This is a genomic window from Roseovarius pacificus, from assembly GCF_900142665.1.
Taxonomy (GTDB): domain Bacteria; phylum Pseudomonadota; class Alphaproteobacteria; order Rhodobacterales; family Rhodobacteraceae; genus Roseovarius; species Roseovarius pacificus.
On the sequence record NZ_FRBR01000008.1, the window covers coordinates 61117 to 83499 of the forward strand.

A 22383-nucleotide genomic window follows, 5' to 3' on the forward strand; every position below is an offset into this window, starting at 1 on the left:
GAGTTCCTTCACTCTTCATTTTATCCTGTCTTTCTGTGACCTTGGCAGTATTCCCGATGGCCGCGTCAGCATTGTGCAATGTCACCTATACCGCGCAGGACGGTGATAACCTGTCCGGCGTGGCGGAACTGCACTATGCGGACTCTGCGCGTTGGTCCTGGCTTGCCGCCGCAAATCCCGACCTTTCCGCCAGTCCCGACAGCGCCCTTGCGCAAGGGTCGCAGGTCTTCATCCCTTGCACCCCGCCGGACCCATCGGGCCAGACGGCCGCTTCGCCGGATATGCCCAAAGTGAATGTGCTGAGCATTGTAGATTTTGCGCCGTTTTCTTCCCGGACATGGCCCGCCCAGGGTATCATGGCCGAATTGATCACCGCTGCGCTTGGGGCCGGTCCAGCACCGTTGAGGCCGGTAACCGCATGGGCTGAAAACGCGGCTGACGGGGTGTCGCAATTGGCGGATAGTCGCGGAGCCGAGATTGGTTTTCCCTTGCCCCGGCCCGATTGCAGTGCCGATGAGGCGCGCGATGCCTGTGCCCGTTTGCTCTATTCCGATCCGGTGATCGAGATTCCGCTGGTTCTGTTCGTGCGTTCCGGCGGTGGGGTAACGTATCAGGATGACAGTGATCTGGCGGGCCGCCATCTGTGCCGTCCGGCGGCATACAGCATGGCCTCGCTCGACACTCCGGATCGTCACTGGATAAGTGAAAAGGTGGTAAATTTGGTCACCCCGGATAGGCCCGAGACTTGTTTTCAGATGCTGGCCGGGGGGCAGGTTGACGCCGTGATGCTGAACGCGCTTACGGGGGCAACCACCATCGCGGCGATGAACCTGAGCGAACAAGTCACGGCACTGGACAAGCCGCTGGCGCAGCATACCCTGCATGTTGCGGTGCCCAAGGTGCATTGGCGTGCAACAACCTTGATTTACCGTATCAATGCAGGCTTGCGGGCGTTGCGGGAAACGGGGGAGTATGACCGGGTTGTCGGGCGGCACATGACCCTGCTCTGGGATCGGTTGAACTGACTCATGCGACTATTCGTTGCCATAGCCTTGCCTGACGCGGTTCAGGACAGATTGGAACGGCTTCAGTCGGATCTGGGGGCGGGGCGCTTGGTGCCGCCTGAAAACATGCATGTCACGCTGGCGTTCCTGGATCAGCAGGAAGTGCCGGTCGCGGAGGCCCTGCATGATCGCCTGTCCGACATTGACCTGCCGGCGTTCGATATGCGGATTTCAGGTGTGGACGTGTTCGACCGGCGCGCACCCAGGTTGCTTTTCGCCGGGGTAGAGAGAGACGCGTCCTTGGTGGCTCTGCGTGACAAGGTTCGTGTCGCGGCCCATGACGCCGGGATAGAATTGCGGCGCGAACGGTTTCGCCCGCATGTCACCCTTGCCCGATTTCGTCATAAAATGCAGGCGCAGGAACGTGACCGCCTCGGCGCGTTCCTTGAGGCGCATGGCGATTTCTCGTTGGCCCCGTTCCATGTGGATGGTTTCGGCCTTTATCGCTCGACCTTGGGGCATGATGGGCCGATCTATGATCTCTTGGCTAACTATGCCTTGCAGTGAAACGGTGTTTTGCGGTTTCCTCCGGCCCATGGGCATGGTTGAGTGCCGCGACTGGCAAGAATGGAGGATGAGCGTGGCCAAGACAGCTTCGGACGGAACCCACCGCTTTGATATCCGTGTCTATTACGAAGATACCGACATGGCCGGGATCGTTTATCATGCCAATTACCTGAAATATATCGAGCGCGCGCGCAGCGATTGGGTGCGCCAGTTGGGGGTCGACCAGAACGCCATGCGTGAACAGGACGGCGTTGTTTTTGTCGTGCGCCGGGTCGAGGCCGATTATCTCGGTTCGGCCAGGTTCGATGACGAACTGGTGGTCAGAACCCGCACGCAGACGGTCACCGGCGCGCGGCTGGTGATGGAGCAGACAGTAACCCGCAACGAGGAAACGCTGTTTTCCGCTATCGTTACTGTCGTCTGCGTCAACGAGGCGGGCCAACCGGCCCGCTTGCCGCCGAATATCCGCCTGATGTTGCATTGACGGTCCCGGCGGATATTCGCCGGGACACTGTCGATCACGCGAATTTTGACACCGATGATGCGGAACAGGTTGGCTTTCCCCTTGGAAATCGGGTACTTTGCCGCTCAATAAGGCCGGAAAACAAGGCCGCACAACATAAAGAGCAGGCATTATGGAAGCAGAAACTCTGGCACTGGCGCAGGAGATTGATTTCTCCATGTGGGCGTTGTTTGCACGCGCCACCCTGATCGTGAAACTGGTGATGCTGATTTTGATCGTGGCATCGTTCTGGGCGTGGTCGATCATCATTCAGAAACTGATCATCTATCGCAAGGCCCGCCGTGAGGCCGAGATTTTCGACCGCCGCTTCTGGTCGGGGGACCCGCTGGACGAGTTGTTCGACGATATCGGCCCTGACCCCGCAGGGCAGTCCGAGCGGATTTTTGCCGCCGGTATGATGGAGTGGCGGCGCAGCCACCGCAATGACGGCGCCCTGATCGCCGGGGCGACGGCCCGGATTGACCGTTCGATGGACGTGGCGATCGCCAAGGAATCCGAAAGTCTTCAGAGCGGGCTGTCGGTGCTGGCCACCGTCGGGTCCACCGCACCTTTCATCGGTCTTTTCGGCACGGTCTGGGGGATCATGAACGCCTTCATCGAGATTGCCGAGCAGCAGAACACCAATCTGGCCGTTGTCGCGCCCGGTATTGCCGAGGCTTTGCTGGCCACCGGTCTGGGCCTGATGGCCGCCATTCCGGCCGTGATCTTCTATAACAAGCTGAGCGCGGATGCCGACAGGATCGTGGCCAACTACGAGGCCTTCGCAGACGAATTCGCCACCATTCTCAGCCGTCAGTTGGATTCCTGAGCCATGGGCGCGGGTGTCATTCAGAAAACGGGCGACGGCGGACGTCGCCGCCGGGGGCGTGGACGGTCGCGCCCGATGGCCGAGATCAACGTCACGCCTTTCGTGGATGTAATGCTGGTCCTTCTGATCATTTTCATGGTCGCCGCGCCGTTGATGACGGTGGGAGTCCCGGTGGAATTACCCAAAACCGCCGCGAATGCCCTGCCGGGCGAAGAGGAAGAGCCGCTGAGCGTGACGGTAACCGCCGATGGGGTGGTGATGATCCAGACAACCGAGGTTCCGCGCGGTGAACTGGTGAACCGGTTGCGCGCGATTGCCGCCGAACGCGACAGCACGCGGGTTTATCTGCGCGCCGACGGGGTTGTGCCTTATTCGGACGTGATGCAGGTGATGGGCGCGCTCAACCGTGGTGGGTTTGCCAATATCGGTCTGGTGACGGATGCTGGCGGGCCGGACATGAACGATCAGGACGGTTGAAGGCGATTGCCGTGAACACCGGTCAAATCATATCCGGGGCGGGGCATCTGGCCCTGATCGGCTGGGCTTTGTTCGGCGGGGCGTTCCGATCCGAGCCTTTGCCTTTCGAGGTGACCGAGGTCACCGCGATCTCGGCCGAGGATTATGCCGCGCTGATGGATGGGCCGCGCGCACCGGATGCCGTGGCCAATATCGACACGCCCGAGCCGCCGGCCGAGGGCGAAGGCACACCCGAACTGACCTCCGATGCCGATGCGGCGCCCGATGTGTCACAGCCCGAATCCGCAGCCGCATCGGAACCTGATTCAGCCCCCGATGTCACGGATGTTGCACCGCCCGCCGAGGCCGAGGTCAGTGACGATCCCCCGGTTCTCGACCCGCCGCAAGACGATGTTGCGGCGCTGATTCCCGAGATCGCACCACGTCCCCAACCGCGACCGGCGCCGCGCGTCGCCCCCGAGCCCGTCGCGCCACCCGAGCCGGATGTGCAGGTGGATGAGGTCGAACGCCAGGAAACCGCACCCGATGAAAACGCTGAAACGGTGCAGGAGGATACCGAAGCCTCCGCCCCCGAAGAGGCGACCACCGAGATCGTGACCGAGGCCGAGGAAAACGATGTGGCCAGCGCTGCGCCGGCCCGCTCGGTCAGGCCGCGCACAAGGCCGGCCCGGCCAGAACCCGAACCGGAGCAGGAACAGGAAACGCAAACCGCTGCGCGCCCGCAGACCGATGAAAGCGCTGTGAATGACGCGCTGGCCGAGGCAATGGGGCAGGCAGGTGGCGAAGGGCAGGGCGCGCCACAAGGCCCGCCTTTGACCGCCGGTGAAAAGGATGCGCTGCGCGTTGCGGTGCAGAATTGCTGGAATGTGGGCAGCCTGAGCTCCGAAGCGTTGCGCACCACGGTCGTGGTCGGTGTCACCATGAGCGAAGACGCCAGACCGGTGACCAGTTCGATCCGCATGATCGACGCGATGGGTGGTGGCGGTGCGGCGGCCAAACAGGCCTATGAAGCCGCGCGCCGGGCAATTATCCGCTGTGGCGCCGGTGGCTTTGATCTGCCTGTGGAAAAATACGATCACTGGCGGGATATTGAGATGACCTTCAATCCGGAGAAAATGAGGATCAAATGATGCGTTACGTACTAAGCCTCCTTGTGGCCCTCGCGTTTTGGGTTGCGCCAGTCGTCGCTCAGGATGGACCACTCCGGATCGAGATTACCGAAGGCGTGATCGAACCCTTGCCATTTGCCGCGCCGGATTTCGTATCGGATAACGCCACGGGGGCTGATCTCGGGCGCAAGATCGCGGATGTGGTCGCCGCTGACCTGACCGGAACGGGGTTGTTTCGGGAAATCCAGCCCGATGCCTTTATCAGCCGGGTCACCAGTTTCAGCAGCCCGGTGCAGTTCGCCGATTGGAAGGCGATCAATACACAGGCTCTGATCACCGGAGCGGTTACTGCCGATGGAAACGGTAAACTGGTTGTGCGGTTCCGCCTCTATGACGTGTTTGCCGGGCAGGAACTGGGGCAGGGGCTGCAACTGGAAGGCACGCAGGATGGCTGGCGGCGTATGGCGCACAAGGTGGCCGATCAGGTCTATAGCCGGATTACTGGCGAAGCGCCCTATTTCGACAGCCGCGTGGTTTTCGTGGCCGAAAGCGGACCAAAAGATCAGCGATCCAAGCGGTTGGCGATCATGGATTACGATGGCGCCAATGTCAGCTACCTGACCGACAGCACCTCGATTGTGTTGGCTCCGCGGTTTTCGCCGGATGGTAAAAGGGTGCTTTATACAAGTTATGAAAGCGGGTTTCCGCGTATTTATGTGATGGATGTCGGGGCGGTTCAGCGGCGTGTCCTGGAAAGCCAGGACGGTCAGATGAGCTTTGCTCCGCGTTTTGGCCCTGACGGGCGTGCGGTGCTTTATTCCGTATCTCGCGGCGGCAATACCGATCTTTACCGTATGGATATCGACAGCGGCGCAAGCACCCGGCTGACGACAGCGCCCTCGATCGAAACCGCCCCCAGCTTCAGCCCCGATGGCAGCCAGATCGTGTTTGAAAGCGATCGCTCGGGAACGCCGCAACTCTATGTCATGCCTGCCGGTGGCGGAGAGGCGCAGCGCATCAGTTTCGGGCAGGGGCGCTATGGCACACCGGTCTGGTCTCCGCGTGGCGATCTGATCGCGTTCACCAAGCAATCCAAGGGGCGGTTCCATATCGGGGTCATGCGCACCGACGGCAGCGAAGAACGCCTGTTGACCGCTTCGTTTCTGGACGAAGGGCCGACATGGTCGCCCAATGGCAGGGTGATCATGTTCACTCGGGAAACTCAGGGCGCGCAGGGGAGTGCAAGCCTGTATTCTGTCGATATCACCGGACGGAATCTGCGTCAGGTCGGAACGACGACCGGTGCGAGTGACCCTTCGTGGTCACCTTTGCAGGACTGATGATACGTCTGCGCATTTCAAAGGCGCGAATGCTATGGTAGAAATGGTGTAAGACTGGCACCCATAACGAGCGGGACAAGACATGACCTATCTGAGCAAGACATTGATGCTGTGCGCCGGGCTGGCACTGGCGGCCTGTTCCAGCCCTGACCGGTTTGGAGATTCAAACACTGTCGATCTGAATTCGGCGGGCGGGACCATGGCCGGGACGGCGCAGGACCCGGCCTCGCCGTTGTATTTCCAGCAAACCGTCGGTGACCGGGTCTTGTTCCAGGTCGATCAGTCCACCCTGACCTCTACGGCGCAGGCCACACTGGATGGTCAGGCACAATGGCTTTTGACCAACACGGATTATAACGCTGTAATCGAAGGCCATGCCGACGAACAGGGTACGCGTGAATATAACCTCGCCCTTGGGGCGCGCCGGGCGAATTCGGTTCACGAGTATCTTGTCAGCAAGGGCGTTGCGGGCAACCGGCTGAAGGTGATTTCCTACGGTAAGGAACGCCCGATCGAGCTGTGCAGCAACGAGGCCTGCTATGCCAAGAACCGCCGTGCCGTGACGGTGATCTCCGCCATCCCGAGCAGCTGATCGCATTTCAGGAGTGAACCAGATGCGCCTGTTTCTTGTCGTTGTGAGCTGTGTAGCATTTGCCTTGCCCGCCGTTTCGACAGCGCAGGCGCAAGAGGAAACCCTGGCCGATATCCGACAGGAACTGTCGGTGCTTTATGTCGAAATTCAGAAGCTCAAGCGCGAACTGAACACGACAGGGGCTGCCGGTCAGTTGACCGGTAGCGGCACCCTGATCGAACGTGTCAACGCCATCGAGAGCGAATTGCAGCGTTTGACCTCGCAAACCGAGCAACTGGAATACAAGGTCGAGCGCGTGGCCGAGGATGGTGCAAACCGGATCGGTGATTTGGAATTCCGTTTGTGTGAGTTGGAAGAGGGATGCGACATCGGCGCTCTTGGCGACAGCAGTACCCTTGGCGGAATTGAAACCAGTGGCGGTGGCGGCAATGCGGGCATGGTGAATCCCAGCTCCGATGACACGACAGGCAATGCAAATGCCCCCCAGTTGGCGGTTAGCGAACAAGCGGATTTCGACCGGGCCAAGGCGGCGTTGGACGCTGGCAATTACGCTGAAGCGGCAACGCAGTTCGAGACGTTCCGGCAAAGCTATCCCGGTGGTCCGATGACCGCCCGCGCCGGACTGTTGCGCGGTGAGGCCCTGGAAGGAGCGGGCGATCTCAAAGCCGCGGCGCGGGCCTATCTGGATACGTTCAGTACGGACAAAACCGGCCCCGAAGCCCCGCAATCGCTCTATCGTCTCGGTGCTGCGCTTGGGCAACTCGGGCAGACCGAGCAGGCCTGCGTTACCCTGGCCGAGGTCGGTAACCGCTTCCCAGGCGATCAGGCCGTTGGGCAAGCACAATCTGCGATGACCGATCTGGGTTGTCCGTGACATCAGACGTCGAGGCGCTGCGGGATCGGATCGCAGCGCATTTTTTGCCCGAACCCCCGGTGTCTCTGGGCGTTGCCGTGTCAGGCGGCAGCGACTCGACCGCATTGCTTGTGCTGCTGCATGAGTGGATGAAAGGTGGCGGGCCGGAGGTGCGGGCTGTTACCGTCGATCACGGTTTGCGTCCCGAGTCGGCAGCCGAGGCCGCACAGGTTGCCCGTATCTGTGCAGATTTGAATGTACCGCATGACATCTTGCATTGGGGTGGCTGGAACGGTCAGGGCAATTTGCCCGATCAGGCGCGGCTGGCACGCTATGACCTTATGGCGGACTGGGCGCCAGTTCAGGGCATTGCCGATGTCGTTCTGGGCCACACGGCAAACGACCAGGCCGAAACATTTCTGATGAGGCTCGCACGTGAATCGGGCGTTGACGGTCTGGCCGCGATGGCGCCAAGGCGCAATATCAAGGGTATCGCGTTTCACCGCCCCATGCTGGAAACCCCTCGTGAAACCCTGCGTGATATACTGCGTGCCAAATCCATTGGCTGGATCGACGATCCGACGAATGAGGACAGGCGATACGAGCGGGTGCGTGCCCGCAATGCGCTGTCGCATCTGTCCGAGCTTGGTATCGGGCCCGAGGGATTATCACGCGTGGCGCATCATATGTCCGATGTTCGGGCAACGCTGTATCATTATGCGTATACGGCTGCCCGGCAACTTGTTCATGTCGAGGCCGGGGATCTGGTGATCGAGAAGGAAGGCTTCACCGATCTGCCGCAAGAGATCGCGCGCCGTTTGATTCAGGAAGCGCTGAAATGGATCAGTGGGGCAGGGTATGGGCCGCGTGGCCGGGCCGTCGATCAGCTTTTGCATTCCATCGGGCAGGGCAGCGACATGACGTTGCACGGGTGCCATTTGGTCGTGCGAAGTGATACACTGCGGATCATGCGCGAATTCAGGGCGGTGGCCGACCTGCGCGGCGATATTGATGCGGTATGGGATGGCCGATGGCGTTTGGTGGGGCCGGGAGGCGCAGGGTTGCATATCGCGGCGCTTGGCGACAAGGGGCTGATGGCCTGTCCTGAACGGCATGAAACCGGCCTGCCGGCCTTGTCGATGAAGGTGTCGCCGGGGGTTTGGCAGGGCGAAAATCTGGTTGCGGCGCCTTGTGCCGGGCTGGCAAATGGCTGGAGTGCACATTTGGTGCGCGACGAAGCGGCCTATCTTGATGCATTCTTATCGCATTGAAGATAGCGCTGCGATCTCTATTTAAGACCGGTAGACCTTGTGATAGGTCGATGCCACCCGAACCGTGAGGAGAGCTTCCTTGGGCAACGCAAGAAATATCGCCTTCTGGCTGGTGCTGTTCCTGCTGATACTGGCGCTGTTCAACCTGTTCAGCGGCCCTGGCAACACGCTCCAGAGCAAGTCGATCAAATATTCCGAGTTCGTCTCGGCTGTCGAAGACGGCAGTGTCAGTCAGGTCACTCTCGATGGTGAGAATGTCCGCTTCCGTGGGGCCGATGGCAAGGAATATGTCACCATCAAGCCGCAGGATGCCGACCTGACCAACAAGTTGATCGATGCAGGCATTCCCGTGAATGCCGAACCGCAAGAACAATCCGGGTTTCAGACCTTCCTGATCTCATTGTTGCCCTTCATCCTGCTGATTGGCGTCTGGATCTATTTCATGAACCGCATGCAGGGCGGCGGCAAAGGCGGAGCCATGGGCTTTGGCAAGTCCAAGGCCAAGATGCTGACCGAAAAACATGGGCGCGTGACCTTTGACGACGTTGCCGGCATCGACGAAGCCAAGGAAGAACTTGAAGAAATCGTTGAATTCCTGCGCAATCCGCAGAAATTCAGCCGCTTGGGCGGCAAGATTCCGAAAGGCGCGTTGCTGGTCGGCCCTCCGGGGACGGGTAAAACCTTGCTGGCGCGCGCCATTGCCGGTGAGGCCGGTGTGCCCTTCTTCACGATTTCGGGGTCGGACTTTGTCGAAATGTTCGTCGGCGTGGGCGCCAGCCGCGTGCGCGACATGTTCGAGCAGGCCAAGAAGAACGCGCCGTGCATCGTGTTCATCGACGAAATCGACGCTGTCGGCCGTCACCGCGGGGCCGGTTATGGCGGTGGCAACGATGAGCGCGAACAGACTTTGAACCAGCTTCTTGTCGAAATGGACGGGTTTGAGGCGAACGAGGGTGTGATCATCATCGCCGCCACGAACCGCAAGGACGTTCTGGACCCGGCGCTGTTGCGCCCCGGCCGGTTCGACCGTCAGATCACCGTGCCCAACCCCGATATCAAGGGCCGTGAAAAGATTTTGGCCGTGCACGCCCGCAAGACACCGCTTGGTCCGGATGTCGATTTGCGAATCATCGCGCGTGGGACCCCCGGTTTTTCGGGTGCCGACCTTGCGAACCTCGTGAATGAGGCTGCGCTGATGGCGGCCCGTGTCGGACGGCGTTTCGTGACCATGGAGGATTTCGAGAACGCCAAGGACAAGGTCATGATGGGGGCCGAAAGGCGCTCGATGGTACTGACCGACGATCAGAAGGAAAAAACTGCATATCACGAGGCGGGTCACGCTATCGTCGGTCTGGCCCTGCCGAAATGCGATCCGGTCTATAAGGCCACGATCATTCCACGCGGCGGTGCGCTTGGCATGGTGGTCAGTCTGCCTGAAATCGATCGCCTGAACTGGCACAAGTCCGAGTGCGAGCAGAAACTGGCCATGACCATGGCCGGCAAAGCGGCGGAGATCATGAAATACGGACCTGACGATGTGTCGAACGGTCCTGCGGGTGACATTCAGCAGGCCAGCGGGCTGGCGCGTGCGATGGTGCTGCGGTGGGGCATGTCCGACAAGGTCGGTAACGTGGATTATGAACAGGCCCACGAAGGTTATATGGGCAACGCGGCAGGCGGATTTTCGATTTCGGCTCATACGAAAGAACTCATCGAGGATGAGGTAAAGCGTCTGATCGACGAAGCCTATGAAAAGGCGTATTCGATCCTGATCGAGAAAAAGGATGAATGGGAACGTCTGGCGCAAGGGCTGCTGGAATACGAGACCCTGACCGGCGAAGAGATCAACCGCGTCATCAAAGGTGAACCGCCAGAGGCCGATGATGACGGCAGCGCGCCCGAAAAGGACAATAAACCCTCGGTGACTGCTATCCCGAAAACCAAACCCAAGTCATCGTCCGGTTTGGGCGATGGCGGGCCGGAGCCCGAGCCTTCGACGTGAGCGGGCAAGCGGCAAAAGCCGACTGGAATCCCGGTGCCTATGCAAGGTACCGGGATTTGCGGTTGCGGCCCGGTCTGGACCTGCTGAATGCGGTGGGCCAGATGGGCGTGGGGGATGTGATCGACCTTGGCTGTGGCAACGGCGCGCTTGGCGAGGCCCTGCGTGCTCGTGCCGGGGGGCGACCACTGGTGGGGGTCGATGCCTCGCCCGCGATGCTCGAAAAGGCACGCCAGGCGCATGGCTATGACAATCTGCAACAGGCCGATATCCGGGAATGGCATCCGCGCCGCGCGCCGGGTCTGATTTTTTCCAATGCCGCGCTGCATTGGGTTGGCAATCATGAACAATTGATGCCGCGGCTGGCCGGAATGCTGGGCAAAGGTGGTACACTGGCCGTTCAGATGCCGCATCAGAACAAGGCGCCATCGCATCGTGTCTGGCTGAGTCTTGTGGAAGAATTGTTTCCTGGCCGAATCGAGAAGATGGGTACGCCGGGTGTCATGGCACCAGTGAAATATGAGGAATTGCTTGCGCCGCTCGGGCAGTTGCGTCTTTGGGAAACCGAGTATTATCAGCGTCTCGTTGCCGAAACCGGCAGCCATCCGGTGCGGCGTTTTACCGAAAGCACCTATGCGCGTCCGGTGCTCGAGGCGTTGGAACCGGATGAGAAGTCCGAACTGGTTCGCCGCTATGAAGATGTCATGAAGGCCGCGTATCCTGTTCGGGCGGATGGATCGGTGCTTTTCCCCTTCCGCAGGCTGTTCTTTACCCTGACGGTTTGAACCGGCGCTTATATAGAAGGTCACATTTTGTCATTTGACCGAGGCGCGCGCGACGGCAAAGCTGCGCGCGTTCATTTGGTTGAAGGATTGAATATGCCAGCCCTCATTCCCACGGATTTCACCGCGACGATAACATGGTTGGGACGCGTCGATGATCGTGCCTCCAGTCTGCGCAGCACTCCTCTACAAGAGGTCACCGCGACATTCGCGGGCGTTGATGGGGAAGAGCATGCCGGACTGACCCGTCCTTCATGCAGTCGCGTGACCAGCCAGTACCCAAAAGGCACGGAAATTCGCAATGTGCGGCAGTTTTCGGTGTTGAGCGCGGAGGAGCTTGCCGAGATTGCCGCCGGAATGGGACTGGAAAAGCTGGACCCGGCGCTGGTTGGCGCATCGCTGGTGCTTGAGGGCATCCCCGATTTTACCCATATCCCGCCTTCGTCGCGATTGCAGGTTGAGTCAGGGGCGACATTGGTTGTCGATATGGAGAACCGGCCCTGCCACCTGCCCGCAAAGCCGATTGATGAAGACACACCGGGATATGGCCGCGCTTTCAAGACGGCAGCGAAAGGGCGGAGGGGCGTGACGGCCTGGGTCGAACGTGAAGGCCTTTTGCGGGTGGGTGAGACCATGCGGTTGCATGTGCCTGATCAACGCCCGTGGTTGCATCTGGATCAGGTTCTTTCCATCTGAGTGAATTTCGCCCTCGCCGTCTGGCCCTTCGAATCTGTTTCCGATCCGAAACCATTCCGCGATCCGCCGACGCAACAAGGGCCGGATATGTCGGAATCGCATTCTGCATACCGTCGCGGACTTGCTATTGCCGAAAAGGACATCACCACGGCCGCCTGGCCAGCACGAGGGAAACCCATGAGCTACAAGTCTGATATCGAGATTGCACGCGAAGCGAACAAAAAGCCGATTCAGGAGATCGGCGATAAACTCGGCATCCCCAGTGAACATCTGCTGCCCTATGGCCACGACAAGGCGAAAGTCAGCCAGGATTTCATCAATTCGGTTCAGGGGAACGACAACGGCAAGCTGATCCTCGTGACGGCGATCAACCCTACCCCTGCCGGCGAAGGCAAAACCACAACCACGGTCGGTCTGGGCGACGGTCTGAACCGCATCGGCAAGAAAGCGGCCATTTGTATCCGCGAGGCAAGCCTCGGACCGTGCTTTGGCATGAAGGGCGGTGCTGCTGGTGGGGGGTATGCACAGGTCGTTCCGATGGAGGAAATGAACCTGCACTTCACGGGGGATTTCCACGCGATCACCACGGCGCACAACTTGCTGAGCGCGATGATCGACAACCATATCTACTGGGGCAACGAACTGGCGATCGACGAACGTCGCGTTGTCTGGCGTCGTGTGCTGGACATGAACGATCGTGCCCTGCGCGATACCGTCACGTCGCTTGGCGGTGTGGCCAACGGTTTCCCGCGCCAGACCGGGTTCGATATCACCGTGGCCTCTGAGGTCATGGCGATCCTGTGCCTCGCAACCGATCTGGACGACCTGCAGCGCCGTTTGGGTGACATCATCGTTGCCTACACGCGCAAGAAAGAGCCGATCACCTGCCGCGATATTCAGGCCGACGGTGCAATGACGGTGCTGCTCAAGGATGCGATGCAGCCCAACCTGGTGCAGACACTGGAAAACAACCCCGCCTTCGTCCACGGTGGCCCGTTCGCCAACATCGCGCATGGCTGCAACTCGGTCATGGCGACGACTACGGCGCTGAAAATCGCTGACTACGTCGTGACCGAAGCCGGTTTCGGTGCCGATCTGGGTGCCGAGAAGTTCATGAACATCAAATGCCGCAAGGCCGGCCTTGCCCCCTCGGTGGTGGTGGTCGTGGCCACCGTGCGTGCGATGAAGATGAACGGTGGTGTCGCCAAGGCCGATCTGGGCGAAGAGAATGTCGACGCGGTCAAGAAGGGGTGCCCGAACCTGGGCCGTCATATCGAGAACGTCAAATCCTTCGGTGTCCCGGTTGTCGTCGCGATCAACCATTTCGTGACTGACACGGACGCCGAGGTGCAGGCCGTCAAGGATTACGTGGCCGAGCAAGGCTCGGAAGCGATCCTGTGCCAGCATTGGGCCAAAGGGTCGGAAGGTACCGAAGAGCTGGCGACACGGGTTGCCGAAATCGCCGAGGGCGATTGGGCCAATTTCGCACCGCTCTATGCCGACGACATGCCGCTGCTGGAAAAGGTCGAAACCATCGCCAAGCGTATCTACCGCGCCGATGAGGTTCTGGCCGATCAGAAAATCCGCAACCAGCTGAAGGAATGGGAAGAAGCCGGATACGGCAATCTTCCGGTCTGCATGGCCAAGACGCAATACAGCTTTACCACCGACCCGACCCGTCGTGGTGCGCCAACTGGTCACTCGGTGCCCGTCCGCGAAGTTCGCCTGAGTGCGGGTGCGGGTTTTGTCGTGGTGATCTGCGGTGAGATCATGACTATGCCGGGCCTGCCCAGCAAACCCGCCGCCGAGGCGATCAAGCTGAATGCCGACGGCGACATCGAAGGTCTGTTCTGAGCCGAACACTTGAACCAGTGCGCTCCGTCAAGCTATGCGGGACGCACATGCGCGTTTGACCCAAACTGGGAAAGGAAAACCGATGACGGCACAGATCATCGACGGCAAGGCCTTCGCGGCCACGGTCCGGGAAAAGGTCGCAGGCCATGTGGCGCGGCTGAAAGAAGAGCATGGAATTATTCCCGGTCTGGCCGTGGTGTTGGTTGGCGAAGACCCCGCCAGTCAGGTCTATGTGCGCTCGAAGGGTAAGCAGACCGTCGAGGCCGGCATGAACTCTTACGAGCACAAGCTGGATGCCGATACCTCGGAAGAGGATTTGCTGGCGCTGATCGACAAGCTGAATACCGATCCGGCGGTGCATGGTATTCTGGTGCAGCTGCCGCTGCCGGGACATCTGAACGAGGATCTGGTGATCAACTCGATCGACCCGGCCAAGGATGTCGATGGGTTTCATATCTCGAACGTGGGTTTGTTGGGGACGGGTCAGAAATCCATGGTGCCATGCACGCCGCTCGGCTGTCTGATGATGCTGCGCGATCACCACGGTAGTCTTTCGGGGTTGAACGCGGTGGTGATCGGCCGCTCGAATATCGTGGGCAAGCCGATGGCGCAGCTTCTGCTTGGCGATAGCTGTACGGTGACCATCGCACACAGCCGCACCAAGGACATCGAGGAGGTGACCCGCCGTGCGGATATCGTGGTGGCGGCTGTTGGCCGTCCGCAGATGGTGACCGGTGACTGGATCAAGCCGGGTGCCACCGTCATTGATGTGGGGATCAACCGTATCGACGCACCTGAAAAGGGCGAGGGCAAGACCCGCCTTGTCGGGGATTGCGATTACGATAGCTGCGCCGTCGTTGCGGGCGCCATCACCCCGGTGCCGGGCGGTGTGGGGCCGATGACCATCGCCTGCCTTCTGGCCAATACCGTCACGGCATGCTGTCGGGCGAATGGCCTGTCCGAGCCCGAGGGCCTGACCGCCTGATCCCGGCTCCGTATTGATGGAAAAGCCCCGGATACCACGCCGGGGTTTTTCATTTGGAGGGCAGGGGAATCATCGTACCGGTCATCATTGCGATATGCACCTCGTCTGAGCCGGTACGGCCATATACATCGGCTTGTATGATGACCAAGCGCCTGCCCGGTTTGATCACGCGGCCTCGGGCGATCAGAAGATCGCCCTGACCGGGCGCAAGCAGGTGGATTTTCATTTCCGTGGTCATAACTTCGTGATCGTGGGGCATGATCGACAGAGCCGCGTAGCCGGCCGCGCTGTCGCCGATCGCAAAAGTCAGACCGGCATGTGCAACATTATGCTGTTGCCGACAACCGGGCAGTATGGGGGCCTGTATCTCGGTTTCACCCTTTGCAATATGGGTTAACTCGGCGCCAAGAGTTGCCATCATGGTTTGCGCGGCAAAACTTTTGCGCACTTTTTCCTCATGTTCGAATGTCATTTACGATTTGCCCGTCACAGTTCCCCACGTTAGCTTTAACAGCCTAAAGGGGTGCACTGGTCTTGTGAATACTTGGCATACACGAGAAAAACGCTATAAGCGTTCTAAGTTTCAGCGGTTGATGAGGGTCATGTTGCCACCGGGTGAAATCAGGGACGTTTTCGTAAGAACCTATTCTTCACTTTTCTCACCCTTGACCATTTTTATCTGGGTGGCCTGTATCGTACTGGCCACTCTGGCGGGGCCTTTCGGATCTTACGAGTCCATGCACTGGCCAGTTCGGTTGCTCTATTGGTTTCTCGTGGTGAGCATCGGAATGTTGTTCGGCTACGGGGCGCGTGGATTGGCGGTGCTGGTCGTCGGGTTCGAACGGCCATTGATCTTTGATGCTTTCGCATCCCTGACCGTTGGTGTGACCTTTGGGCCGATTGTGTGGATGTTGCGTAGTAATCTGGAGCCCGCGACCAGCACGATTGAGCTGTATCTGTTCGAGGTAATGCTGAACACCTTTGTCGTTTCGGCTGGAATTTTCGTGTTGCGCCGGCAGATTTGCCGTTCGGAACCCGTGGCATATCTCGTGAACCACGCCGAAGATGAAATCCCAAAACCTGACCAGCCACGCCTGTTGCGGCGATTGCCGAAGGAAAAGCGCGGCAGGGTTCTGCGGATCAGTGCGAACGATCACTACGTCGAAGTCGTGACCATGGCGGGCAGCGAGGTGCTGCGGATGCGGTTGGCTGACGCGATTGACGAAATGGAACCGGTCGAAGGGTATTGCGTACATCGTTCGCACTGGGTGACACGTTCGGCTATCGTTGGAACGGAACGCGAAAGCGCCCATAAACTGTTCGTATTATTGTGCAATGGGGACCGTGTTCCAGTCAGCAGAAAGTACCGTCCGAATCTGGAAGAAGCGGGACTGGTTTCAAAACAGCGAGGTGGCCTGGCCATTGCGGTCAAGGGCTGATCGCTTCCCAGTGTGGCGATATCACCGTACAGAAGGGGGGATGGCTGATAAGAGGTGCCCGTAGCACCCGAAAAAGTCGCGCCTCCAGCGCATAGCGGGTATGCGGAGGGCTTTCGCCGGAAACTCGTAACTGCGCCGTTTCATGGATGTCACGATCATGAAACGGAGCTTCCAATGCCCAGCCTACGCCAAATTGCCACGCCTTTGACAATCGGTGCTTTCATCTTGAGTACCGTGACCGGCGTTCTGATGTTTTTCCATTTGGATATGGGCCTCAACAAAGCCGCCCATGAATGGTTGAGTTGGGCCTTGGTAATTGGTGTCGTTCTGCATCTGAGCGTGAATTTCAGGGCTTTTCGCGGATATCTGAAACGCCCCGTTGCACGCGGTCTGATCGCTGGCTTCGTAATCTTGTTGGCGGCTTCGTTCCTGCCACTGGGCGGTGGCGGCAGCCCGGTTGCGGCTGTCATGCAAGGCTTGGGGCAGGCTCCTGTAGCGCAAGTCGTGGCATTGGCGGGGGCCGAAAGCGAGCAAGTGACAGAAAGGTTGCAGGCGGCCGGGTATATGGCGGAAGCCGAACAGACTGTCGCGGACCTTGCTGGTGGTGATCGCAAGGTGCAGGCCGAGATACTGGGTTTGATATTCCAGAAATAAACAACTTGCCCACGCAACGCACGCGTGAGCAGACCGGTGTATGCCGTTCAGTGGATGATCTTTTCTTCCTTGACGAACATATTCGCCCAGGCCCGGTCGATCAGTTCGGGGGACATCTGATAGGGGATGCCCTCGAACTCACAGATCGATACCATTTGATCGATCAGGAACGCCGGTTGATAGTTGGCATAGATGTTGTCGATGGTCGGGTACTTCACCTTGAGCAGATGCACCAGCGCGGCCTCATCCAGCGGCATTTGCTTTTTCTTGGCGACCATGGCGAAGATCTTGAGGAAGTTGGCCTGATTGGGGCCGTCGATCTTGATCTTGAAGAAAATCCGGCGCAGCGCCGCCTGGTCGAAGATTTCGTTCGGGTGGAAGTTGGTTGAGAAAATCACCAGCGTATCGAAGGGAACTTCGAATTTTTCACCCGACTGCAGGGCAAGGATATCCTTGGATTCTTCCAGGGGAACAATCCAGCGGTTGACCAGGCTTTGTGGCGGTTCGGCCTGACGGCCAAGGTCGTCCACGATGAAGATGCCGCCGGTGGATTTGAGTTGCAGCGGGGCCTGATAAGTGCGCGCCGTGGGGTTATAGACCAGGTCCAGCATATCGAGGCTAAGCTCGCCCCCGGTAATGACCGTCGGTCGCTCACAGCGCACATAACGGGTATCGAAGGTGCGCTTGCGGCGCAGGCTGCCGGGGTCGTCCACTTCGACTTCGGCCTTGGAGTGTACGATCGGATCGTAGACTGTAATCACCTGCCCGGCGTATTCGATGGCGCGAGGCACGTAAATCTTGTCCCCCATCGCATCGCGGATACCGTTGGAAATGCTGGATTTACCATTGCCGGGTGGGCCATACATCAAGATCGACCGCCCTGCCGAGACAGCCGGGCCAAGATGGTCCAGCAAACTGTCGGGCAACACCAGGTGGCCCATGGCGTCGATCAGTTCCTTGCGGGTGATCTGGATGTTGCGGATTGACTGGCGCTGAACCTGTTCACGATAGACTGACAGAGGCACGGGCATGGCGCCGAAATACTCAGACTGGGACAAGGCGTCGAGGGCGCGTGATTTGCCTGCGTCTGTAAGCTGATAGCCCATCTCGCTGCCCGAATTGGCGTTCAGCGTGCCGGTTGCCTCGATCAGGCGTTGCTCGCGGCCCATGTCGACCAGTTCCTGTGTCACGGCTCGGGGAAGGCAAATCGCTTCGGCCAACTCGCTGACAAGATCGATATTCTTGCGGAACATTGTCTTAATCAGGATGTCACGCATCATCACGAGCGGCAGCCTCATTTCGTTCAGACCGCTTGGAGGCGGTGGCGGCTGCACGCCTTGTGTCACTTGCATATTCATTTGGGATCGCCTGCGATTTGTCTGGTTCATGCTTGCCCTCGCCGAAAGACGAACGCGTGCTCAGAATGCAGTGTAATCGTGCAGAAATTGTGGAAGCGGTCGGGCAGGGCCGGGGCAAAGGAAACAGTTTGCTCTGCTATTGGCCGAACATAACCCCAAGCCACAGATAGATCACAAGGCTGCTGCCAAGCGCGAAACCCATGGGAAACTTGTTGCCACTGGTCCAGCTTTGCCAATCGGGGGCCATGTTGCGCAGTCCGGAATGCTTGATCATCCGATGTGTTGCATAGCAGGCTACCATGTTGACTGCGAAGATCACGCTGATCAGGGTGAAATCCCCTGGTGCAATGAAAGGGGCGGCTGCGGCCAGAAATTTGGAATCTCCGGCCCCCATGAGGCCTGCCGCATTAACCAGAATCCCGAACAACAAGACGATGGCAAGGTTGAGCAGGCGCCAGGGGTAGTCAGCCAAAGGCAAGGCGATGAGGCCGACCACGAGAAACACTGCCGTCAGGGCCAGAACTGCCTTGTTGGGAATGCGCATCGTGCTCAGGTCGCTCCAGACGACCCAAAGACTGATCGGCAACACAAAGGGCAGGAACCACAACGCCTGCGCAGAGGTGATATCAAGCGACATGCGGTTCCCGATGGCTTAGTTCGTTACATTGCCCTCTAGCGCGCGCAAGCTGCGCACTGCGGCCTCGAAATGTTGGGGATGAGTTTCGATCGCGTCGCGCAGCAGGCCCTTGCCGATCGTGGTGTCGCCTTGTTTCACCGCGGACAGGCCAAGCGTATACAGCAGTTGCGCACGCTCGACCTGCGTGACAGGCATGACCGGGAGCGAGTATTTCTTCTGAGCGCCACGTGCAAGAACAAGGTTGTTCTTGGCGGTGAACAGGGATTCATCTTGGCGGACGGCATCGCTGAACAGGCGTTCGGCGGCCTGAAAATCACCGCGGGTCAGTTTGGAATACCCCCAGTTGTTCATCACGCCCGCGGGCCGGGTGGTCAGACCGACGGCGGTTTCATAGAAACTGTCGGCTTTTTTCCAGTCCTGGTTGCTGTCCGCGATCATTGCTTCAAGGCGATAGCGCTTGAATGTCTCGAAGGTGGGCGGGATCGCATCCAGAACCTTGTCGGCACGTTCCCATTCATTGTTGCGGATCAGAGCATCCGCATAATCCACACGGTCATCGTCGGTTGCTTCAGCGTGCTCGGTGACCTTTTTCCAAGTCCCGACGCCTTCGGTGTAACGCTTGGCGCGGACCAGGGATTTTGCAAGACCACGTTGTAAATCTATACGGTCCGGTTTTTCACTTGTGGCCCGCTGAAAGTATGACACGGCCTCGTTTGCGTCGGCCACGTTCAACATTACATCGTTCAGATTGCTTTCATCCACGACATTCACGCCTTGAAAGGCGCGGTCTACTTCGGGGCCCTTGGATTGTTCGCAACCGGACAGGGCCATAGCACCTGCTACGAACAGGGAAAGATAGATAGGGTGGCGCATTTTTGCGTCCTTTTACTGCCTTCGCCTCAACCCGATACGCGACGGATCAGATAATCGCTGCTGCCGCGTCGTACCAGTTTGTAATCTTGCTCTTGCGCTTCACCATAATAGGATTTTTCGGATTTTTCGAGAGCTAACCGCAAATTGTCACGAATTGCGTCACTTTCGCCATTATCAAATGCATAGGCGCGTTGGAACACTTGTGCGGCTTCGGCGGTTTTGCCCTTTTCCATAAGCACTACGCCCAGATTGTTCCAGATTTCCGGGGCGTCTTCGTCACGCTCGATCGCATCGCGCAGCATTCGCTCGGCTGTCCCCAGTTGCCCCAGTCCGAGATGTGCACTGCCAAGCCCGGCCAGAACCTCGGCGCTCATTCCCTGTTCGAGAGCCGCACGTGAAAATGCGTCAATGGCCAGATCGTATTCTCCCGCTGCCATCAGACGGTGGCCGACAACCATTCCATCAACGGCTTCGCCCTTTTGTGAAATTCCGGGAGCGTAAGGGTTATCACGCGAAATGTCCTGGCTGTTGCATGCAGCCAGGACAATGCAGAAAGCGGTAAATGCCGCTGGTCGTATCATGGCGCCTCATGCCTAGCGGCCAGCCATCGCAAAGAGTTCCATGATCCCCAGAACCGATGGCCCGACCAGAATGATCAACAATGGCGGCACTGTAAGCATCATCGTGGCCAATGTCATCTTGGTTGGCAGCTTGTTGGCTTTTTCCTCGGCGCGCATGACGCGTTTGTCACGCATCTCACCTGCGTAAACCCTGAGGGCATCGGCGATCGAGGTGCCGAAAGTCTGTGACTGGATCAGAACGGTCACGAAACTGGAGATATCCTGCACGCCACAACGCTCGGCCATCTCATTGAGAACCGAGGGTTTGTCACGACCGGCTTTGATCTGGTGCGCGACGATTTCATATTCTTCGGCCAGAGCAGGATATGATACGGCAATTTCGTTGGCGACGCGGATGATCGACTGATCCAGCGACTGGCCGGCTTCGACGCATGTCAGCATCATGTCCAGGCTGTCGGGGAAACCGTCGGAAATTTCTTCCTGACGTTGCTGCTGGCGTTTTGTCACCCAGTACTTGGGCAGCATATATCCCACACCTGCCGGGCCCAGAATATAGAGTACCGCATCCTTGGCTGAACTTTCCTCGCCTGCAACGAACAGCAGGTAGTAGAGGACACCAAGGATCAACAACCCGAGTGCCAGGGCAAGCTGTGCGAAATAGTAATAGCGTACCGCATCGCGCCCGCGATATCCGGCCTGCATCAGCGTCAGTTTGATTTGCGAAAACTGCTTGTCATCCTGCGGTTCGAGGAAGTTCGCGTATTTGTCCAGCTTCTGGTTGCGCTGGTTCGTCCGGAGGCGCTGTCCTTTGTCAGGTTGGCTCAGGGATTGGCCCCGCTGATCACGCTTGAGTTTCTCAAGCGGATCTTTGGAATCCTTGATCAGGGCCGGGATCATGATCAGCACCAGAAGGATGCCGAGTGTTCCGATTGCGATGATCGGTCCGAAGGGGCCAAGTGCGTCGACCAGGCGCTCCTGGATTTGGTTCAGGAATTGCATCACGAAGTTCCCTTCAAACCTTGATATTCACAAGTGCACGCATGACAATCAGGTTGGCCACAAGGAACGTTCCCACCACCAGGCATGCGGGGATAAAGAAGGCGTGCTGCATGGCTTCGTCATAGTAATTGGGGTCGATCACCTGAATCCCGATCAGCGCAAGGATGGGGAAGCCAGACAGGAACTTGCCTGACCATTTGGCTTCGGCGGTAATCGCCTTGACCCGGCGAAACAGGCGGAAACGGGCGCGGATCACCTTGGCCAGACCATCGAGGATTTCGGCCAGGTTACCACCCGATTGCTGCTGAATGGTCACGGCCACGGCCAGAAAGCGCAAATCCTGCATGTCGAGACGCTCGGCCATGTCCTTGAGCGCCTCACCCATGTCGCGGCCATAGGCGGCTTCGTCGGCGATGACGCCGAACTCGGTTGCCAGGGGGTCGGCCATTTCATTTGAGACGATCGCGATGGCCGATGCAAAGGGATGCCCCACGCGCAGGCTCCGGACCATCAGTTCGATGGCGTCGGGAAGTTGCTCTTCCAGCATGGCCATGCGCTTGCTGGCTTTCATGTTGATCCATGTGAACACACCGCCCACGCCAAAGGCTACGGAGACCAGTGCCCGCACAGGTATGCTGGTGGCCGTTCCGATAGTCAGCCCGGCAAAAGCCATGATACTGACCCCGATCATCAGCAGGATCAGCTGCTTGGGGGTGAACGCGATGGCAGCCTTTTGAGCCTTTTCAGACAGGATCGCATAAATGGGGATGTTGCGCGCCTTGAGGTGCTGCTCCATCTCCTTGCGGAGCTTTTCCATCACCTCTTCACGGTTGCCGGATTTGTCCAGCATTTCCAGGCGGCGGTTCACCCGGTTGTTCAGGCTGATCGAGCGCCCGAATACCGTTAGATAGATACCTTCGACGACGACAAGAACCGCCACGAAGATCATTGCATAGATGATCGGCTCTGCACTGATGGACAT

24 protein-coding genes are annotated in these 22383 nt (G+C 58.9%); 17 read left to right on the plus strand and 7 right to left on the minus strand.

Features of this window, described 5'->3' with window-relative positions; all coding sequences use genetic code 11:
- Positions 1 to 56: 56 nt before the first annotated feature.
- The 15 genes from BUB53_RS13815 to folD all read left to right on the plus strand — a co-directional run bounded on the left by BUB53_RS13815 (position 57) and on the right by folD (position 14860).
- Positions 57 to 1025 carry a transporter substrate-binding domain-containing protein gene (locus BUB53_RS13815; RefSeq protein ID WP_159437836.1) on the plus strand — a complete coding sequence of 323 codons (969 nt, stop codon included), beginning with the start codon at positions 57 to 59 and terminating at the stop codon, positions 1023 to 1025.
- 3 nt (positions 1026 to 1028) lie between these two features.
- Positions 1029 to 1571 carry an RNA 2',3'-cyclic phosphodiesterase gene (gene thpR, locus BUB53_RS13820; RefSeq protein ID WP_073035367.1) on the plus strand — a complete coding sequence of 181 codons (543 nt, stop codon included), beginning with the start codon at positions 1029 to 1031 and terminating at the stop codon, positions 1569 to 1571.
- 73 nt (positions 1572 to 1644) lie between these two features.
- Complete coding sequence (gene ybgC / locus BUB53_RS13825; protein WP_308424319.1) at positions 1645 to 2055, plus strand: tol-pal system-associated acyl-CoA thioesterase; 411 nt, start codon at positions 1645 to 1647, stop codon at positions 2053 to 2055.
- Between the two features lie 151 nt (positions 2056 to 2206).
- Positions 2207 to 2902: a protein TolQ gene (gene tolQ, locus BUB53_RS13830; RefSeq protein ID WP_073035368.1), complete on the plus strand. Its 696-nt coding sequence runs from the start codon at positions 2207 to 2209 to the stop codon at positions 2900 to 2902.
- Between the two features lie 3 nt (positions 2903 to 2905).
- Positions 2906 to 3379 (plus strand): protein TolR, encoded by a 474-nt coding sequence (tolR, locus tag BUB53_RS13835; protein WP_073035369.1) that lies wholly within the window; start codon positions 2906 to 2908, stop codon positions 3377 to 3379.
- Between the two features lie 11 nt (positions 3380 to 3390).
- On the plus strand, positions 3391 to 4509 hold the full coding sequence (locus BUB53_RS13840) for an energy transducer TonB (RefSeq protein ID WP_073035460.1): 1119 nt from the start codon (positions 3391 to 3393) through the stop codon (positions 4507 to 4509).
- Positions 4506 to 5828 (plus strand): Tol-Pal system beta propeller repeat protein TolB, encoded by a 1323-nt coding sequence (gene tolB / locus BUB53_RS13845; RefSeq protein ID WP_073035370.1) that lies wholly within the window; start codon positions 4506 to 4508, stop codon positions 5826 to 5828. The genes BUB53_RS13840 and tolB overlap by 4 nt, the downstream gene beginning before the upstream one ends.
- A gap of 82 nt (positions 5829 to 5910) precedes the next feature.
- Positions 5911 to 6420, plus strand: a complete 510-nt coding sequence (pal, locus tag BUB53_RS13850) for a peptidoglycan-associated lipoprotein Pal (protein WP_073035371.1) — start codon at positions 5911 to 5913, stop codon at positions 6418 to 6420.
- A 22-nt stretch (positions 6421 to 6442) separates the two neighbouring features.
- A complete protein-coding gene (gene ybgF / locus BUB53_RS13855; protein ID WP_073035372.1) occupies positions 6443 to 7294 on the plus strand; it encodes a tol-pal system protein YbgF in 852 nt (283 codons plus the stop codon).
- Positions 7291 to 8544, plus strand: a complete 1254-nt coding sequence (gene tilS, locus BUB53_RS13860) for a tRNA lysidine(34) synthetase TilS (RefSeq protein ID WP_084729149.1) — start codon at positions 7291 to 7293, stop codon at positions 8542 to 8544. The genes ybgF and tilS overlap by 4 nt, the downstream gene beginning before the upstream one ends.
- A gap of 79 nt (positions 8545 to 8623) precedes the next feature.
- Positions 8624 to 10546: an ATP-dependent zinc metalloprotease FtsH gene (gene ftsH / locus BUB53_RS13865; RefSeq protein WP_073035373.1), complete on the plus strand. Its 1923-nt coding sequence runs from the start codon at positions 8624 to 8626 to the stop codon at positions 10544 to 10546.
- Positions 10543 to 11328: a methyltransferase domain-containing protein gene (locus BUB53_RS13870; protein WP_327213545.1), complete on the plus strand. Its 786-nt coding sequence runs from the start codon at positions 10543 to 10545 to the stop codon at positions 11326 to 11328. Before ftsH ends, BUB53_RS13870 begins: the two co-directional genes overlap by 4 nt.
- 93 nt (positions 11329 to 11421) lie before the next feature.
- On the plus strand, positions 11422 to 12021 hold the full coding sequence (locus BUB53_RS13875) for an MOSC domain-containing protein (RefSeq protein ID WP_073035374.1): 600 nt from the start codon (positions 11422 to 11424) through the stop codon (positions 12019 to 12021).
- A gap of 177 nt (positions 12022 to 12198) precedes the next feature.
- Entirely contained in the window at positions 12199 to 13875 is a 1677-nt protein-coding gene (locus BUB53_RS13880) for a formate--tetrahydrofolate ligase (RefSeq protein WP_073035463.1), read from the plus strand.
- Between the two features lie 82 nt (positions 13876 to 13957).
- Positions 13958 to 14860, plus strand: coding sequence for a bifunctional methylenetetrahydrofolate dehydrogenase/methenyltetrahydrofolate cyclohydrolase FolD (folD, locus tag BUB53_RS13885; RefSeq protein ID WP_073035375.1), 903 nt, complete (start codon positions 13958 to 13960; stop codon positions 14858 to 14860).
- Between the two features lie 49 nt (positions 14861 to 14909).
- On the opposite strand, the gene BUB53_RS13890 is transcribed toward folD, so the two are convergent.
- Positions 14910 to 15332 (minus strand): PaaI family thioesterase, encoded by a 423-nt coding sequence (locus BUB53_RS13890; RefSeq protein WP_073035376.1) that lies wholly within the window; start codon positions 15330 to 15332, stop codon positions 14910 to 14912.
- A gap of 265 nt (positions 15333 to 15597) precedes the next feature.
- Between BUB53_RS13890 and BUB53_RS13895 the strand changes: the two genes are divergently transcribed.
- Together BUB53_RS13895 and BUB53_RS13900 are read left to right on the plus strand one after the other, a co-directional pair.
- Positions 15598 to 16299, plus strand: coding sequence for a LytTR family DNA-binding domain-containing protein (locus BUB53_RS13895; RefSeq protein ID WP_229709554.1), 702 nt, complete (start codon positions 15598 to 15600; stop codon positions 16297 to 16299).
- 174 nt (positions 16300 to 16473) lie between these two features.
- Complete coding sequence (locus BUB53_RS13900; protein ID WP_073035378.1) at positions 16474 to 16953, plus strand: DUF4405 domain-containing protein; 480 nt, start codon at positions 16474 to 16476, stop codon at positions 16951 to 16953.
- A 47-nt stretch (positions 16954 to 17000) separates the two neighbouring features.
- Here the strand turns inward: BUB53_RS13900 and BUB53_RS13905 are convergent, their stop codons facing one another.
- The 6 genes from BUB53_RS13905 to BUB53_RS13930 all read right to left on the minus strand — a co-directional run bounded on the left by BUB53_RS13905 (position 17001) and on the right by BUB53_RS13930 (position 22383).
- Positions 17001 to 18311, minus strand: coding sequence for an ATPase (locus BUB53_RS13905; protein WP_073035379.1), 1311 nt, complete (start codon positions 18309 to 18311; stop codon positions 17001 to 17003).
- Positions 18312 to 18447: 136 nt separating this feature from the next.
- Positions 18448 to 18948, minus strand: coding sequence for an A24 family peptidase (locus BUB53_RS13910; RefSeq protein WP_073035380.1), 501 nt, complete (start codon positions 18946 to 18948; stop codon positions 18448 to 18450).
- A gap of 15 nt (positions 18949 to 18963) precedes the next feature.
- Positions 18964 to 19821, minus strand: coding sequence for a tetratricopeptide repeat protein (locus tag BUB53_RS13915; RefSeq protein ID WP_073035381.1), 858 nt, complete (start codon positions 19819 to 19821; stop codon positions 18964 to 18966).
- 26 nt (positions 19822 to 19847) lie between these two features.
- Positions 19848 to 20402 (minus strand): tetratricopeptide repeat protein, encoded by a 555-nt coding sequence (locus BUB53_RS13920; RefSeq protein ID WP_073035382.1) that lies wholly within the window; start codon positions 20400 to 20402, stop codon positions 19848 to 19850.
- Between the two features lie 12 nt (positions 20403 to 20414).
- Positions 20415 to 21401, minus strand: a complete 987-nt coding sequence (locus tag BUB53_RS13925; protein ID WP_073035383.1) for a type II secretion system F family protein — start codon at positions 21399 to 21401, stop codon at positions 20415 to 20417.
- A 13-nt stretch (positions 21402 to 21414) separates the two neighbouring features.
- Positions 21415 to 22383 carry a type II secretion system F family protein gene (locus BUB53_RS13930; RefSeq protein ID WP_073035384.1) on the minus strand — a complete coding sequence of 323 codons (969 nt, stop codon included), beginning with the start codon at positions 22381 to 22383 and terminating at the stop codon, positions 21415 to 21417.

What these genes read in the sequence shown, in the direction of transcription:
- pal (WP_073035371.1), top strand. Translation starts at nt 5,911, where the DNA reads ATGACCTATCTGAGCAAGACATTGATGCTGTGCGCCGGGCTGGCACTG.
- ybgF (WP_073035372.1), top strand. Translation starts at nt 6,443, where the DNA reads ATGCGCCTGTTTCTTGTCGTTGTGAGCTGTGTAGCATTTGCCTTGCCC.
- BUB53_RS13925 (WP_073035383.1), bottom strand. Translation starts at nt 21,401, where the DNA reads ATGCAATTCCTGAACCAAATCCAGGAGCGCCTGGTCGACGCACTTGGC.
- BUB53_RS13875 (WP_073035374.1), top strand. Translation starts at nt 11,422, where the DNA reads ATGCCAGCCCTCATTCCCACGGATTTCACCGCGACGATAACATGGTTG.
- tolQ (WP_073035368.1), top strand. Translation starts at nt 2,207, where the DNA reads ATGGAAGCAGAAACTCTGGCACTGGCGCAGGAGATTGATTTCTCCATG.
- BUB53_RS13880 (WP_073035463.1), top strand. Translation starts at nt 12,199, where the DNA reads ATGAGCTACAAGTCTGATATCGAGATTGCACGCGAAGCGAACAAAAAG.
- BUB53_RS13920 (WP_073035382.1), bottom strand. Translation starts at nt 20,402, where the DNA reads ATGATACGACCAGCGGCATTTACCGCTTTCTGCATTGTCCTGGCTGCA.
- BUB53_RS13930 (WP_073035384.1), bottom strand. Translation starts at nt 22,383, where the DNA reads ATGTCCATCAGTGCAGAGCCGATCATCTATGCAATGATCTTCGTGGCG.
- BUB53_RS13895 (WP_229709554.1), top strand. Translation starts at nt 15,598, where the DNA reads ATGCACTGGCCAGTTCGGTTGCTCTATTGGTTTCTCGTGGTGAGCATC.
- tolR (WP_073035369.1), top strand. Translation starts at nt 2,906, where the DNA reads ATGGGCGCGGGTGTCATTCAGAAAACGGGCGACGGCGGACGTCGCCGC.
- BUB53_RS13905 (WP_073035379.1), bottom strand. Translation starts at nt 18,311, where the DNA reads ATGAATATGCAAGTGACACAAGGCGTGCAGCCGCCACCGCCTCCAAGC.
- thpR (WP_073035367.1), top strand. Translation starts at nt 1,029, where the DNA reads ATGCGACTATTCGTTGCCATAGCCTTGCCTGACGCGGTTCAGGACAGA.
- tolB (WP_073035370.1), top strand. Translation starts at nt 4,506, where the DNA reads ATGATGCGTTACGTACTAAGCCTCCTTGTGGCCCTCGCGTTTTGGGTT.
- BUB53_RS13915 (WP_073035381.1), bottom strand. Translation starts at nt 19,821, where the DNA reads ATGCGCCACCCTATCTATCTTTCCCTGTTCGTAGCAGGTGCTATGGCC.
- BUB53_RS13815 (WP_159437836.1), top strand. Translation starts at nt 57, where the DNA reads ATGGCCGCGTCAGCATTGTGCAATGTCACCTATACCGCGCAGGACGGT.
- BUB53_RS13900 (WP_073035378.1), top strand. Translation starts at nt 16,474, where the DNA reads ATGCCCAGCCTACGCCAAATTGCCACGCCTTTGACAATCGGTGCTTTC.
- BUB53_RS13910 (WP_073035380.1), bottom strand. Translation starts at nt 18,948, where the DNA reads ATGTCGCTTGATATCACCTCTGCGCAGGCGTTGTGGTTCCTGCCCTTT.
- folD (WP_073035375.1), top strand. Translation starts at nt 13,958, where the DNA reads ATGACGGCACAGATCATCGACGGCAAGGCCTTCGCGGCCACGGTCCGG.
- BUB53_RS13890 (WP_073035376.1), bottom strand. Translation starts at nt 15,332, where the DNA reads ATGACATTCGAACATGAGGAAAAAGTGCGCAAAAGTTTTGCCGCGCAA.